This window comes from Mesorhizobium waitakense, from assembly GCF_056431085.1.
On the sequence record NZ_JBWKME010000016.1, the window covers coordinates 218732 to 231517 of the forward strand.

Sequence of the window (12786 nt, forward strand, 5' to 3'; positions counted from 1 at the left end):
GGAGGTTCAGGCGTTCTTCCTGGTCATGAACGCCGTGAGCGCGGCGCGCGCCTCGTCCGATTTCAGCCGCGTGCGAAAATGTTCGCTTTCCTCGCTGATGCGGGCGACGAGGTCGTCGCGCGAGCCGCGCATCAGGTCGCGCGCAATTTGCAAGGCCTGCGGTGGCTTGGCGGCGATCTGGCCGGCCGCCGCCAGCACCGAGGCCTCCAGCGCGTCTTCCTCGACCACATCGTAGATCAGGCCGGCGGCTTTCGCGCGTTCGGCCGAAAAGCCCTCGCCGAGGCCGAGCAGCGCGAAAGCACCCTGCTGCCCCAGGATCCGCGGCGCCAACAGGCTGGAGCCGGCCTCGGGCACCAGTCCGAGATCGACGAAAGGGGTCCTGAACACGGTGCGCGGCGTGGCGAAGGTCAGGTCGCAATGCAGGTTGAGCGTCGTGCCGATGCCGACCGCGATGCCGTCGACCCCGGAAACAATGGGTTTCTCGACCCTGGCCAGCGCCATCAGGAAGTCCCAGACCTCGGTGCCGCCGTCGCCGCCGGTGGCGACGACCATGAAATCGGCAAGATCGTTGCCGGAGGAGAAGGCGCCGGGCACGCCCAGGAAGACATGGACGCGGATCGCCGGGTCGGCGTCGCCTTCGGCCAGAGCAGCCGACATTTTCGCATACATGGCTCGCGTCAGTGCGTTCTTCTTGTCCGGGCGGTTCATGCGGATGATCTGGATGGCGCCCTGGCGCTCGACGAGGATATGGTCTGTCACGGGTTTTTCCTTGTGAACGTTAGGCAGAGATGAGCGCCTTGCCGGCAGCGGCGAGGCTTTCGGCGCCATCGACAACGCGGTCCTTCAGGGCACTGACCTCGCCGAGCAGGTTTTCGGCGAAGAAGCGACAAAGCGCGATACGGCCCTGATCGGCAAGCGCGCCCTGCGCCAGATAGGCCCCGCCGGCAGCCAGCGAGATCAGCTTGAGATAGGGTGTAGCACCCGCCAGCGCCTCGTCCGCCCGGCCGTCGGCCGACAGTCTTTGCAGGAAGCGAGTCGTTTCGCTGAGTTCGCCGAGCGCCTTGTCGAGAGCCTCGGCGGTGCGGCCGAAACCCTCGAGATTCGATGTCCGCACGGCATTGGCGACCGCCGCCAGTTCGTCGATGAAGCCATGGACGTGTTCGCCGCCGCCGAGCGGCAGCTTGCGCATGACCAGATCGATCGCCTGGATGCCGTTGGTGCCCTCATAGATCGGTGCGATGCGCGCATCGCGATAGAATGCTGCCGCGCCGGTCTCCTCGATGAAGCCCATGCCGCCATGCACCTGGAGGCCGAGCGAGGCGACCTCGACGCCGACATCGGTCGAAAAAGCCTTGGCCAGCGGGGTCAACAGATTGGCACGGTCGCGCCAATGCGCCGCCTCATCGCCGGCCGATACGCGCGCCAGGTCGATGGCATGGGCGCAGCAGTAGCTGATGGCGCGGGCCGTCTGCGTCAGCGCCTTCATGGTCAGGAGAGTGCGCTGCACATCGGGATGATGGACGATCGGCGCCATGCCGGCGCCGGCGTAGCTTGCCGCCTTGCCTTGCCGGCGCTCATTGGCATAGGCGATCGCCTTCTGCGTGGCGGCTTCCGCGACCGCGACGCCCTGCATGCCGACGGAAAGGCGAGCGTTGTTCATCATGGTGAACATGCAGGCCAGGCCCTTGTTCTCCTCGCCGATCAGCCAGCCGATGGCGCCAGGCGCAGCGCCCCCGAAGCCATCGCCATAGATCATGGTGCAGGTCGGCGAGGCGTGGATGCCGAGCTTGTGCTCCAGGCCGGAGCAGAAGACGTCGTTGCGCGTGCCCAGCGATCCATCGTCGCCGACCAGGAATTTCGGCACCAGGAACAGCGATATGCCGCGCGTGCCGGCCGGGGCATCGGGCAGCCGCGCCAAAACCAGATGGATGATGTTGTCGGTAAAGTCGTGCTCGCCATAGGTGATGAAGATTTTCTGGCCGAAGATGCGGTAGGTGCCATCACCCACCGGCTCGGCGCGGGCGCGCAAGGCAGCGAGATCCGAGCCGGCCTGCGGCTCGGTCAGGTTCATCGTGCCCATCCATTCGCCGGAGACGAGCTTTTCGAGATATTTCGACTTGAGTGCCTCAGAGGCGTGCTTGTCGAGCGCCTCGACCGCGCCCATGGTCAGCGTCGGGCCGATGCCGAAGGCCATGGCGGCTGAGTTCCACATTTCGAGCGCGGCGACGCCAAGCATGGTCGGCAACGCCTGGCCGCCATACTCCTCGGGTCCGGACAGCGCATTCCAGCCGCCGTCGATCCAGCGGCGATAGAGTTCCTTCCAGCCGCGCGGCGTGGTGACGATAGCGTCCTTCAGCACCGCACCTTGCTCATCGCCGATCTTGTAGAGTGGCGCGACTTCGTCGGTGGCGAAGCGGCCGGCCTCGCCAAGAACGGCATCGACCAGATCCTCGCCGAGATCGCCGAACATGCCGGCATCAAGGGCGGACTTGAGACCAGCCACGTGCTTGAGCGTGAAAGCGATATCCTCGACCGGTGCCCGATACATGCCGCTCCCTCCTCCTGAACCATCGGTCCGCCGATCCTAGGACCCGCACCGCCGCAAAACCATCCGCCTTTGGGCGGCGGCCTCCCATCTTCTTTTTACGTAAACGTCAAACTTTGTCACGTGGATTTTGCAATCGCGCCGACACGTATTAAGTTCAATAGACGCCGGATCAAGTCGACCGGCGACAGACCCGAACCAACAGACCGGAACCACCCATGCTTGCCAGACCTGATGCCTATCGCTGCATCGAATGCGGCCTGCCCTATCGCGCGGCAGGGTTCTCGTACCATCAGGGCAGACTGGAAAACGGCGCCGCCTACTGGTCGGATCGCGGCATATTATGCTCGCCGCAATGCTCCCTCGCACACCACCGCAAACGCGCCGCCGAGGGCACGCTGCCGCAAGAGCCGGCGCCAGACCCGTTTGAATTTCAGCCACTCATCAGACGATAGCTTTGCCGGCGCCAGCCCTGCGGAAGCATTTCCTTAACCATAGCGGTCCAGGATTTGTCTTTGGTTAACGGGGATTCCCTGTTTGAAAACGCCGGCGCATCTTCTACGCCGCTCAGCGATCGCTCTCGCGGCGATGATGGCGCTGATATCAGCGGCAAAAGCCTCGGATTTTTCCGAGCCGTGGAAGAACGCTGACCGCGCCCTGGTCGTCGACGCCTACGAGTACAATTCCATTGACTGGGCCCAACTTGCCACCGACAAGCGGATCGTCGGCTTCATCAACAAGGCATCCGACGGCATGCCACCACCCTATTTCTGTTTCGGCGACGACACCGAGGTGAAGCTCTGCAAGGCGCTGTGGAAACGCCACGCGGTGACGCGCGAACTGTTCCAGACACGCAAGGTGGTCGCCAAAGCGCTCGGCCTGAAATGGGGAGCCTATCACCTCGCCCGCCCCGGCAATCCGGTCGAACAGGCCAATAATTTCCTCGATTTCGCCGAACCCGCGCCTGACGACCTGCTGGCTCTCGACATCGAGGGCAATGATCCTTCGCAGTGGATGTCGCTCGAAGATGCCGAGGAGTTCGTGCGCCAGGTGCATCGGCGCATCGGCCGCTTCCCGGTGCTCTACTCCAATGGCAAGACGGCCCAGTACATTGCCGACAACAGCTACAGGTACCGGCTCTTGTCGCGGCTGCCGCTCTGGTATGCCCGTTACAAGCCCGACATCGACGTGCATTTTCCGATGGGCAACTGGCAGGGCTACGCGCTGTGGCAGTTTTCGGCGCAAGCCAATTGCGGCCGGCTCCGCTGCCCTTACAGGGTCGCCGGCACGCCTAAGGACATCGACGTCAATGTCGCGCCGACGGACGCGGCCACGCTGCGCGCGCAATGGCCTTTCGGTGGTCTCATCGACGTGCCGCCTGACTATCTCGCCTCGATACCGTTGCCGGTGTCACGCGAAGCCGGCCTCGCCGGTAATGTCACGATCACCTACGCCTCGGTGGCGGCGCCGCCGACCTTCGAGGATATGGTCGCAGCGCTGGGCACGCGCTGGACGAAGTTCCGCGACGGATTCCGCATGCCTGTCGTGAAGACCGTGCCGCGGCGGCCGACTTTCGGCATTGTCCAATATGTCGCCTGGAAGCGGACCGAACAGCGTTCGCCGTTGCAACTCGACGCCGCCTTTGCCGCCGCCGATCCGCTCAGCACCGCCTCGACCGAGATCGATCGCGGTTTGCGATAAGCTACCGTCGCAGAACTTTAGTCTGCCTGCTCGCGTGCCACGGCCTGCCAGCCAATGTCGCGGCGACAGAATCCATCCGGCCAATCGATCCGGTCGAGCGCGGCGTAGGCGCGTTTCTGCGCCTCGCCGACCGTTGCGCCTGATGCCGTGACGTTGAGGACGCGGCCGCCATTGGCAACCAGCGCGCCGCCGTTTATGGCCGTGCCGGCGTGGAATATCTGGACGCCGTCGGCCGCCGCGTCTTCGACGCCGCGGATGACCGATCCCTTTTCCGGCGTGCCTGGATAGCCCCTGGCCGCCATGACCACGGTCAGTGCGGCCCCGTCACGCCAGCGCACCGAGGTGTGTGCAAGCTGGCCGTCGGTTGCCGCATTGAGCAGGACCAGCAGATCGTCCTTCAGCCGCATCATCAGCACCTGGCATTCCGGGTCGCCGAAACGGGTGTTGTATTCGATCAGCTTCGGCCCCTTGTCAGTGATCATCAGCCCGGCGAAGAGAATGCCGGCGAAGGGCGCGCCCAGTTCGGCCATGCCGCGCATTGTTGGCTCGATGATCTCGCGCATGGTGCGTTCGATCATCTGCGGCGTCATCACCGGGGCCGGTGAATAGGCTCCCATGCCGCCGGTGTTGGGGCCGACATCGCCGTCGCCGACGCGCTTATGGTCCTGCGCGGTGCCGAAGGGCAGCGCTGTGGTGCCGTCGCAGAGGCAGAAGAAACTTGCCTCCTCGCCGGTCATGAATTCCTCGACCACCACTTCCGCGCCTGCGGCGCCGAAGGACCCGTCGAAACAGGCATCGAGCGCCGCCAGTGCTTCGCCCAGCGTCATGGCGACGGTGACGCCTTTGCCTGCCGCCAGGCCATCGGCCTTGATGACGATCGGTGCGCCGGTCTTCTCGACATAGGCCTTGGCGGACGCCAGATCGCCAAAACGGCCATAGGCGGCGGTGGGGATGTCGTATCTGGCGCAGAGATCCTTGGTGAACCCCTTCGAGCCCTCCAGCCGAGCGGCGGCCTTGGAGGGTCCGAAGACGCGAATGCCTTGCGCACGCAGATCGTCGGCGATGCCGGCGACCAACGGCCCTTCCGGGCCAACCACGACGAGGTCGATCTTCTTGTTCTTGCAGAAGGCGGCAACGGCTGCGTGATCGGAAATGTCCAGCTTCACCAACTCGGCCTCGCCGCCGATGCCCGGATTGCCGGGAGCCGCGTAGAGCTTTGTCAGCAGCGGGGACGCGGCGATCTTCCAGGCGAGCGCATGTTCGCGGCCGCCGGAGCCGAGAAGAAGAACGTTCATGGCCACCTCGTGATGCCGACAATCCCATAGAGACTGTTTGGAAATTCTACTTTGGCGGCCATCTGATGGCGCTTTCTGCGCTTCCGTTGCTCACGGACCAAACGTCCGCCGCGCTCCGGTTCTCGAAACCACCACCATATGACTCGCCAGAGCGAATTTCGAAACAGTCTCTTAGAGCACCCGCTATTGCTCTCTGCACGATGGGTCAAGGCATCAGGGTGCTTTGATCGGAATTGCGCACGGGAACGTTACCCCTGCCGAAAATCAGCGGCGGACACCGCCGCCGATTTTCTGGCAATCCCCTTCAGCCCTGGAAGATGACCGGGAACCAGTCCTCGCGCAGCCTCTGTCCCGGCTGCATGCCATGGCCGTGGTAGGGGGGCGAGGTGCGTCCCGGCCGCTCGACATAACGCGCATCGTCGCCGACCCAGCGCAACGACAGCGCCCGGCGCCGTGCCGAGGTCATGTTGCCACGCGCGCCATGCGCGGTCCTGAAGTCGAACAGGATGGCGTCGCCCGGCTCCATTTCCCATTCGAGCACCTTCATCGACGGGTCATTGTCCGGGTCCGGCACCGGCAGATAGTCGCCTTCGCCGGCATAGAAATTGCTGTCGTCGAGCCAGCGCACCGGCAGGATCATCTTGTCCCATTTGTGCGAGCCGGCGATCAAGCGCAGCGTCGCCTCCTTCACCGGATCGATGGGAATCCAGAAGCTCACCGTCTGCCCGCCATCGACGAAGTAGTAGGGGATGTCCTGGTGCCAGGGCGTCGGCTTCTGCGTGCCGGGTTCCTTGACCAGAACGTGATCGTGGAAGAACTGCGCGGTGCGCGACTGCATTACCGCGGCTGCCAGTTCGGCGGCGGGCGAATCCCGCACCACGCTGACGAATTCGGGAATGCGCTCCCAGTTGCAATAGTCATCGAAGAAACTGCCGCAGCCATTGGCGATATCGGACGCGGTGGCGCTGCGGTTCTGCATGTTGCGCTCTATGCCGGCGGCAATTGTGTCGACCCAACCCTTGAAAGCACCGCGGATGCAAACCGCACCGTCGCGCTGGTAGTCGGCAATTGTCCTTGCGTCGATCGTCTGTGTGTCGATTGTCTGGGTCTGGGAAGCCATGGCGTTCTCCTCTTGGAATGACCGACTATCGCAACCCGCTTTCATTCAGTAAAATAATAACTTCTCATTTGGTACATAGAACAGACCTATGAATGTGACCCTCACGCAGCTGCGTTATCTGGTCGCCGTTGCGCGTCATGGCAGCGTCACCGGCGCCGCGAAAATGCTGAACGTTTCGCAGCCTTCGATTTCGGTGGCCATCGACGCCGTCGAAAAGAATTTCGGCCAGAAGCTGTTCGTCCGCCAGCGGGGCAGCGGCGTTTCGCCGACATCGTTCGGTCGGGCTGTCGTGGCGAAGGCAAGACAGGTTCTCACCGAAACGGACGAACTCGTCGGCCTTGGTTCAGGCAAATCGGCCGTCGGCGGTGAACTGGTGCTGGGATGTTTCGAGGACCTGGCGCCTTTCTTCGCGCCGACTCTTATCCGCGCCTTCTCCGAACGCTATCCGGCCGTGAAAATCGTCGTTGGCGACGAGACGTTCGAGACGCTCGGGCGGCGGCTTAGCGATGCAGCCATCGATCTCGGTCTCACCTATGATCTCAGCCTGCCGACACATTTTGCCCGCATCCTGCTACGCGAGCTTCGGCCGCATGCGCTGTTGCCGGCACGCCATGCCCTGGCGGATCGTTCCGAGGTCAGCCTTGCGGATCTGGCCGCCTATCCGCTGATCACGACAGACCAGCCGCACAGCTGGCAGCACATGCTCGACCTGTTCCGCAGCCGTGGCCTCTCCCCGGTCGCGGACACAACGACGAGTTCGTTCGAACTCCAGCGCAGCATGGTCGCCAATGGCTTCGGCGTCGCCGTCAGTTACACCCGCCCGCATGGCGACCGCAGCTATGACGGCCTGCCGCTGATCTGCAAGCCGCTGTCCGATCCGCTGCCCATGCAGCGGATCCTGCTCACCTATGACACGCACCAGCGCGTCTCGAATGCGGCGCTGGCGTTCATCGAGGTCGCGAAGGATTGGTTCGCCTCTCATGACATCTTCGCGTCCGCAAGCGAGACTGCTTGACGGCCTTCCAGTCTGCTGCCAATCCAGCAGCATGGAACCGATCCAGTCGAAAGCGACCCAGGGCCGTGTCGCCGATGCACCGAACGGCCATTGGGTCTATCGCGTGCTGCCGCGCTCGATATGGCCCTATGCGCAGCTTGCCCGGTGGGACAGGCCGATCGGCTGGCAATTGCTTTTGTGGCCGTGCTGGTGGTCGGCGGCACTTGCGGCGAGCGCCTATCCGCGTCCCGGTGATCCGCTGCTCTCGCTGCTGCCGGCGCCATTGTATCTCGTGCTTTTCCTGATCGGCGCCATCGCCATGCGCGGCGCCGGCTGCACCTACAACGACCTCGTCGACGAGGACATCGACAACAAGGTCGAGCGGACCCGGTCGCGGCCGCTGCCGTCGGGCAAGACCACGCGCCGGCGGGCATGGGTGTTTCTTGTCCTGCAGGCGCTGGTCGGCCTGGTGGTGCTCACCCAGTTCAACAGTTTCGCCATTCTGCTCGGCATCTGCTCGCTGGCCATCGTGGCCGTCTATCCGTTCATGAAGCGGATAACCAACTGGCCGCAACTGGTTCTCGGCCTTGCCTTTTCCTGGGGTGCACTGATGGGATGGGCGGTCGAGTTCGGCGATCTCGATGGGCCTGCCATCATGCTCTATATCGGCTCGATCCTGTGGGTGATCGGCTACGACACGATCTATGCGCATCAGGACAAGGAAGATGACGCGATTGTCGGCGTGCGCTCGACGGCACGCCTGTTCGGCGACAACACCAAATCATGGCTTGTCGGGCTCTATGGCGGCACGCTGGTCTGCTTCGCCATCGCCTTCGCGTCGGCACAGGCTCCGGTGGTGGCGCTGGCCGGGCTGATCGCCGCCGGCGCGCATATGGCCCGGCAGATCGCCGTGCTGGATATCGACAATCCGGACCAGTGCCTGCGGCTGTTCCGTTCGAACAACCAGGTCGGCTGGCTGATCTTCCTTGGCCTGATCGGCGGCGCTGTGTGGGTGGCGCTGAAGCCGCTGGTTTAGCGGCTTTTTCCTTCTCCCCGTGGGAGAAGGAAGAACGCGCCAAGCTCTTCCTATTCGCGCGAAATGATCTCCTGGCCGTCGATGACCAGCCTGAGACCGAGATCGCCGGCTCTGCGGCGGGCGAGGAAGCGCGGGCGGCGCATGTTCGAAACGCGGCCCTTGCGCCGATCCTGCGGCGGCAGCGTCTTGATGGCGGCGCCGAGCGACTCTTCCAGGGTACGGGCGACGCCGTCCGATTCGATCAAAAGCATCGGCAGACGGTAGGCATCGGCCCAGGCGCGCCAGTCGGCGGCGACATCTTCGAGATCATCGGCCACCAGCAACGGCACCGACAGCATCGGATCGTTGTGCAGGAGCTCCAGCGTCACCGTAACATTGCCGTCCGGATCCTCCATCGCACGGGCGGCGACGCCGCGAAACGCATTGGCTGGCAGCGCGATGATCGCCGGCAAACCGCTCATCTCGAGCATGCGGCGGATCACTGCGCCCCGCTTGTCGATGGTAAAGGTCACGTCGCCGTAGTCGTCGCGTGTGGCGTAGCTGACCACTTGCGGCAGGCGGAATGGGTCGAGACGCATGTTGCGTCCGGCCCAGACTGGCTTCAGTCCGGTGTTCATAGAGTCCCTTCCTGTCTGTCTCCTGAGAGCCGGTGTCCGGTTCTCTCCGGGCCGGTTTTTCCAGCCTCGTTTGTGAGCAGACAGTAGCGCGGGCTCCTTACCGCCCCGCTTAAGAAAGTCGGTTAAATTTTGCTGATCTGCGGGATGGTTATCGGAATGCCACCAGCCACAAGACGCCGAAAGGATCAGATAACCTTACCCGGATTCATGATGCCGGCTGGGTCGAAGGCAGCCTTCACCCGGCGCATCAGGTCGATCGCCATCGGTGGCGCTGTGGCGATCAGTTCGTCCCGCTTCAACTGGCCGATGCCATGCTCGGCCGAGATCGAGCCATGCAGGCTGCGCACCACGTCATGCACGGCCTTGTTCATTGGATGGTAGAGAGCGAGAAACGCCTCGTCGTCGCCGTCCACGGGCCGCGAGATGTTATAGTGCAGATTGCCGTCACCCATATGGCCGAAGCAGACCACGCGGGCGCCAGCACTCACCGACGCCACCGCCCCGGCGGCCTCCTCGATGAAGCGCGGGATCGAAGCGATCGGCACGGAAATGTCGTGCTTGATCGAAGCGCCCTCCGGCTTCTGCGCCTCGGGCAGCAGCTCGCGGAAGTTCCAGAAGGCATCGCCCTGCCCAAGACTTGCGGCAATGACTGCGTCGCCGACGAATTCCTGTTCGAGACCAGCCGAGAGCACGTCCTCGATCAATGCCCGCGAATCCTCGGACGAGCGGCCGGACGAAATCTGCATCAGCACATACCACGGCCAATCTTCGATCAACGGCCGGACCACGCCCTGGGCATGCGCCAGGGTGAAGTCGTACGGGCGCTTGCCGATTAGCTCGAAGGCGGTGAGCGCTGCCCCGGCGCGGTCCATCGCCAGGCTGAACATGGAGAGCACTGCTTGCGGCGATGACAGGCCGACGAAAGCCACCTCGCGCCCTTTCGGTTTCGGGAACAGCTTGAGCACGGCGGCGGTGATGACGCCGAGCGTGCCCTCGGCGCCGACGAACAGGTTCTTCAGGTCGTAGCCGGTATTGTCCTTCTTCAGCTTGCGCAAATCATCGAACACCTCGCCTGTCGGCAGCACCACTTCAACCCCAAGGCAGAGTTCGCGCGCATTGCCATAGGCAAGCACGCCGGTGCCGCCGGCATTGGACGACAGGTTGCCGCCGATCTGGCAGGAGCCCTGCGCGGCCAGCGACAGCGGAAACAGCCGGTCGACGCCAGCGGCCGCTTCCTGCAGCGTCTGCAGGATGACGCCGGCTTCGACCGTCACCGTGTTGGACAAGACATCGATCTCGCGGATGCGGTTCAGCCGCGACAGCGACAGCACGATCTCGCGGCCGGATCTGTCCGGCACCTGGGCGCCGACCAGCCCGGTGTTGCCGCTTTGCGGCACGACTGGCGTTCCCGTCTCGGTCGCCAGCCGCATGATCTGGCTGACTTCCTCGACGCTGCCGGGCCGCAGCACCAGCGACGTCGCACCATGCCAAAGCCCGCGCCGCTCGGTGAGGTAAGGCGCGATATCCTGCTCGTCGCGCAACGCGTATTTGTCCCCGACGATCGCCGCGAAGCGATCGATGAGAGCGGGATCGAGTTTCTCTGATATTTCGGTCACGGGGAAAACTACGTTGCTGCCAAGATGTTGTCACGAGGGGCGGCGGCGCGCGAGAGCCGATCGTTGATCGCCTCGCCAAGCCCGTCGAAGGGAACCGGCTCGACGGCGATAATCCGTGCGCCGCTGCTGTCGAGTACCTGCATATAAGCGAAAAGATTGCTCGCCGCTTCGCGCAGGTCGCCTGTCTCGGACAGGTTGATGAACGCGGCGGCGTGTCGCCAGCCTTCGGCTCGCTGGCTGCCGAAGCCGAGCAGGGCTTCGCCCTCACCGACTGTTCCGGCGTTGAGCCGCATCGCGGCGTCAGGCGCATAGTGCGAGGCAAGCATGCCCGGCGCCTCGACGCCGGCGGCGCCGCCGCGCAAGAGTTCCATGCCGATGGCCGCCTCGATGTCTTCGGCGGCAATGCCGCCGGGCCGGAGCAGCCGCAATCTTTCCCCTTCGGCCTTGACGATGGTCGATTCCAGCCCGACTGGCGTCGCCCCGCCGTCGACCACCAGCTTTATGCGTGCGCCGAGATCCGCCGCCACCGCTTGCGCCGTGGTCGCGCTGATCTTGCCGGATGAATTGGCGCTGGGCGCGGCAAGCGGGCGGCCAAGCCGGGCGATGAGGTCGCCGCCAAAGCCTCTTGGCATGCGCAAGGCAATCGTATCGAGCCCGGCCGTGACCAGCGGGTGGATGCCGTTGCCGAGCCGCTGCGGCAGCACCAGCGTCAGAGGACCCGGCCAGAACGCAAGCGCCAGTTTCTTCGACAGCGGATCAAACAGCGCAATGCGCTCGGCCATCGCCATGTCGGCGAGATGGGCAATCAGCGGGTTGAAGCGGGGCCGTCCCTTGGCTTCGAAAATGCGCGCCACGCCGATGCCGTTTGTGGCGTCGCCGGCAAGCCCATAGACGGTTTCCGTAGGGATGGCGACGACATCGCCGCCCCTGAGCAGCGCCAGCGCCCGCTCCAGCGCCTCGCCGACGGCAAGTATTTCAGCCACTCTCATCACCTCGCAGATGCCGGCTGCGTAGTACGATGGCGGCTGTTGGGCAAGTCGGCTGTTGAGGCAAGTCGCTGTTGGGTAATCTGGGCATTGGCGATTTATCAATCGCTAAAATGCTAGGTTCCCGCGAAAGCCGGCATCAATTCCGGCCCGCTACTGTGCGAGTTCTGGGCAAAGGGGAGCGATCATCGTGTCTGTGCGTATGCTGCTGGGGCTTGTTTTTGCGGTGACGACCGGCGGGGCACAGGCCTCGTCGCTGGTTTTTCCCGGCGTGCCTTCCTCGACACCGTCCATCATCAAGCTCGATGCCGCCAAGCCGCTGAAGACCGCCGATGCTGCCAAGGCCAGCAATGTGCAGTCGGTGGTAGGGCTCGGCGAAGCGCAGCCCGACGTCACTTATGAAAAGGTGTCAGCGATCACGGACAAGCCCGGGGCCAGGCATGGGTTTGAGCAGAACCCTATGGTCATTCGCGGCGGCGTGGTCGGTCCCGCCTTCTCGGCGCCGGCGCCAAGCGCCGCCTCGGCGAAAGCCGCAGCACCAGAGACGGGCACCGCGCCGGCGACGGGCACCGCGCCGGCGACGGGCACCGCGCCAGCGACAGGTACTGCGCCGGCAACGGCTACAGCCTCCGCCGCCGCCGCAGGAGACGCCGGCACAAACTCGGCCTCGCCACCGAGAGCACCCGCGCGAGCAACAACCCAGCCCGTTCGCGGGGTCAGCAAAGCCAATTAGAGGCTGGACTGCGACTTGACGGCGGTCTGGCGCCCAGCGCACCATTGGCAGGCAAACCCGTCCTGGTTCTTCGCCGCTGGGTGCCACTGTCCGAATTTCGTCAAGCGGCCATGGTAGACGGGTTTTTGTCATTTGGGGTAAGG

Annotated in this window: 12 protein-coding genes; 5 read left to right on the plus strand and 7 right to left on the minus strand. The window is 64.2% G+C overall.

Translation table 11 applies throughout. From position 1 onward, the window contains the following. Positions 1 to 6: 6 nt before the first annotated feature. Together AC07FD_RS03600 and AC07FD_RS03605 are read right to left on the minus strand one after the other, a co-directional pair. Positions 7 to 759 (minus strand): crotonase/enoyl-CoA hydratase family protein, encoded by a 753-nt coding sequence (locus AC07FD_RS03600; protein WP_478348680.1) that lies wholly within the window; start codon positions 757 to 759, stop codon positions 7 to 9. A 19-nt stretch (positions 760 to 778) separates the two neighbouring features. Continuing rightward, on the minus strand, positions 779 to 2548 hold the full coding sequence (locus tag AC07FD_RS03605) for an acyl-CoA dehydrogenase (RefSeq protein WP_478348681.1): 1770 nt from the start codon (positions 2546 to 2548) through the stop codon (positions 779 to 781). 215 nt (positions 2549 to 2763) lie between these two features. Here AC07FD_RS03605 and AC07FD_RS03610 point away from each other — a divergent pair, with 215 nt between their 5' ends. Together AC07FD_RS03610 and AC07FD_RS03615 are read left to right on the plus strand one after the other, a co-directional pair. After that, positions 2764 to 3000, plus strand: a complete 237-nt coding sequence (locus tag AC07FD_RS03610) for a hypothetical protein (protein WP_457151481.1) — start codon at positions 2764 to 2766, stop codon at positions 2998 to 3000. A gap of 133 nt (positions 3001 to 3133) precedes the next feature. Further along, complete coding sequence (locus tag AC07FD_RS03615; RefSeq protein WP_477307432.1) at positions 3134 to 4246, plus strand: glycoside hydrolase family 25 protein; 1113 nt, start codon at positions 3134 to 3136, stop codon at positions 4244 to 4246. Positions 4247 to 4263: 17 nt separating this feature from the next. Here the strand turns inward: AC07FD_RS03615 and purD are convergent, their stop codons facing one another. Further along, positions 4264 to 5541 (minus strand): phosphoribosylamine--glycine ligase, encoded by a 1278-nt coding sequence (purD, locus tag AC07FD_RS03620; protein WP_478348682.1) that lies wholly within the window; start codon positions 5539 to 5541, stop codon positions 4264 to 4266. Between the two features lie 304 nt (positions 5542 to 5845). Continuing rightward, positions 5846 to 6661 (minus strand): phytanoyl-CoA dioxygenase family protein, encoded by an 816-nt coding sequence (locus AC07FD_RS03625; RefSeq protein ID WP_478348683.1) that lies wholly within the window; start codon positions 6659 to 6661, stop codon positions 5846 to 5848. 88 nt (positions 6662 to 6749) lie between these two features. Between AC07FD_RS03625 and AC07FD_RS03630 the strand changes: the two genes are divergently transcribed. Both AC07FD_RS03630 and ubiA read left to right on the plus strand, forming a co-directional pair. Further along, a complete protein-coding gene (locus AC07FD_RS03630) occupies positions 6750 to 7676 on the plus strand; it encodes a LysR family transcriptional regulator (RefSeq protein WP_478348684.1) in 927 nt (308 codons plus the stop codon). A 31-nt stretch (positions 7677 to 7707) separates the two neighbouring features. Beyond that, on the plus strand, positions 7708 to 8691 hold the full coding sequence (ubiA, locus tag AC07FD_RS03635; protein WP_478348685.1) for a 4-hydroxybenzoate octaprenyltransferase: 984 nt from the start codon (positions 7708 to 7710) through the stop codon (positions 8689 to 8691). Positions 8692 to 8741: 50 nt separating this feature from the next. Here ubiA and AC07FD_RS03640 read toward each other — a convergent pair whose 3' ends face one another. The 3 genes from AC07FD_RS03640 to AC07FD_RS03650 all read right to left on the minus strand — a co-directional run bounded on the left by AC07FD_RS03640 (position 8742) and on the right by AC07FD_RS03650 (position 11913). Next, positions 8742 to 9308 (minus strand): DUF6101 family protein, encoded by a 567-nt coding sequence (locus AC07FD_RS03640; protein ID WP_184871430.1) that lies wholly within the window; start codon positions 9306 to 9308, stop codon positions 8742 to 8744. Between the two features lie 185 nt (positions 9309 to 9493). Next, positions 9494 to 10924 (minus strand): FAD-binding oxidoreductase, encoded by a 1431-nt coding sequence (locus AC07FD_RS03645; RefSeq protein WP_478348686.1) that lies wholly within the window; start codon positions 10922 to 10924, stop codon positions 9494 to 9496. 8 nt (positions 10925 to 10932) lie between these two features. Next, on the minus strand, positions 10933 to 11913 hold the full coding sequence (locus tag AC07FD_RS03650; RefSeq protein WP_478348687.1) for an L-threonylcarbamoyladenylate synthase: 981 nt from the start codon (positions 11911 to 11913) through the stop codon (positions 10933 to 10935). Between the two features lie 187 nt (positions 11914 to 12100). Between AC07FD_RS03650 and AC07FD_RS03655 the strand changes: the two genes are divergently transcribed. After that, positions 12101 to 12643, plus strand: a complete 543-nt coding sequence (locus tag AC07FD_RS03655; RefSeq protein WP_478348688.1) for a hypothetical protein — start codon at positions 12101 to 12103, stop codon at positions 12641 to 12643. Positions 12644 to 12786 lie beyond the last annotated feature (143 nt).

Excerpts from the sequence above, each read along its gene's own strand:
- AC07FD_RS03605 (WP_478348681.1), bottom strand. The coding sequence starts at position 2,548 with ATGTATCGGGCACCGGTCGAGGATATCGCTTTCACGCTCAAGCACGTG.
- AC07FD_RS03610 (WP_457151481.1), top strand. The coding sequence starts at position 2,764 with ATGCTTGCCAGACCTGATGCCTATCGCTGCATCGAATGCGGCCTGCCC.
- AC07FD_RS03615 (WP_477307432.1), top strand. The coding sequence starts at position 3,134 with ATGATGGCGCTGATATCAGCGGCAAAAGCCTCGGATTTTTCCGAGCCG.
- purD (WP_478348682.1), bottom strand. The coding sequence starts at position 5,541 with ATGAACGTTCTTCTTCTCGGCTCCGGCGGCCGCGAACATGCGCTCGCC.
- AC07FD_RS03625 (WP_478348683.1), bottom strand. The coding sequence starts at position 6,661 with ATGGCTTCCCAGACCCAGACAATCGACACACAGACGATCGACGCAAGG.
- AC07FD_RS03630 (WP_478348684.1), top strand. The coding sequence starts at position 6,750 with ATGAATGTGACCCTCACGCAGCTGCGTTATCTGGTCGCCGTTGCGCGT.
- ubiA (WP_478348685.1), top strand. The coding sequence starts at position 7,708 with ATGGAACCGATCCAGTCGAAAGCGACCCAGGGCCGTGTCGCCGATGCA.
- AC07FD_RS03640 (WP_184871430.1), bottom strand. The coding sequence starts at position 9,308 with ATGAACACCGGACTGAAGCCAGTCTGGGCCGGACGCAACATGCGTCTC.
- AC07FD_RS03650 (WP_478348687.1), bottom strand. The coding sequence starts at position 11,913 with ATGAGAGTGGCTGAAATACTTGCCGTCGGCGAGGCGCTGGAGCGGGCG.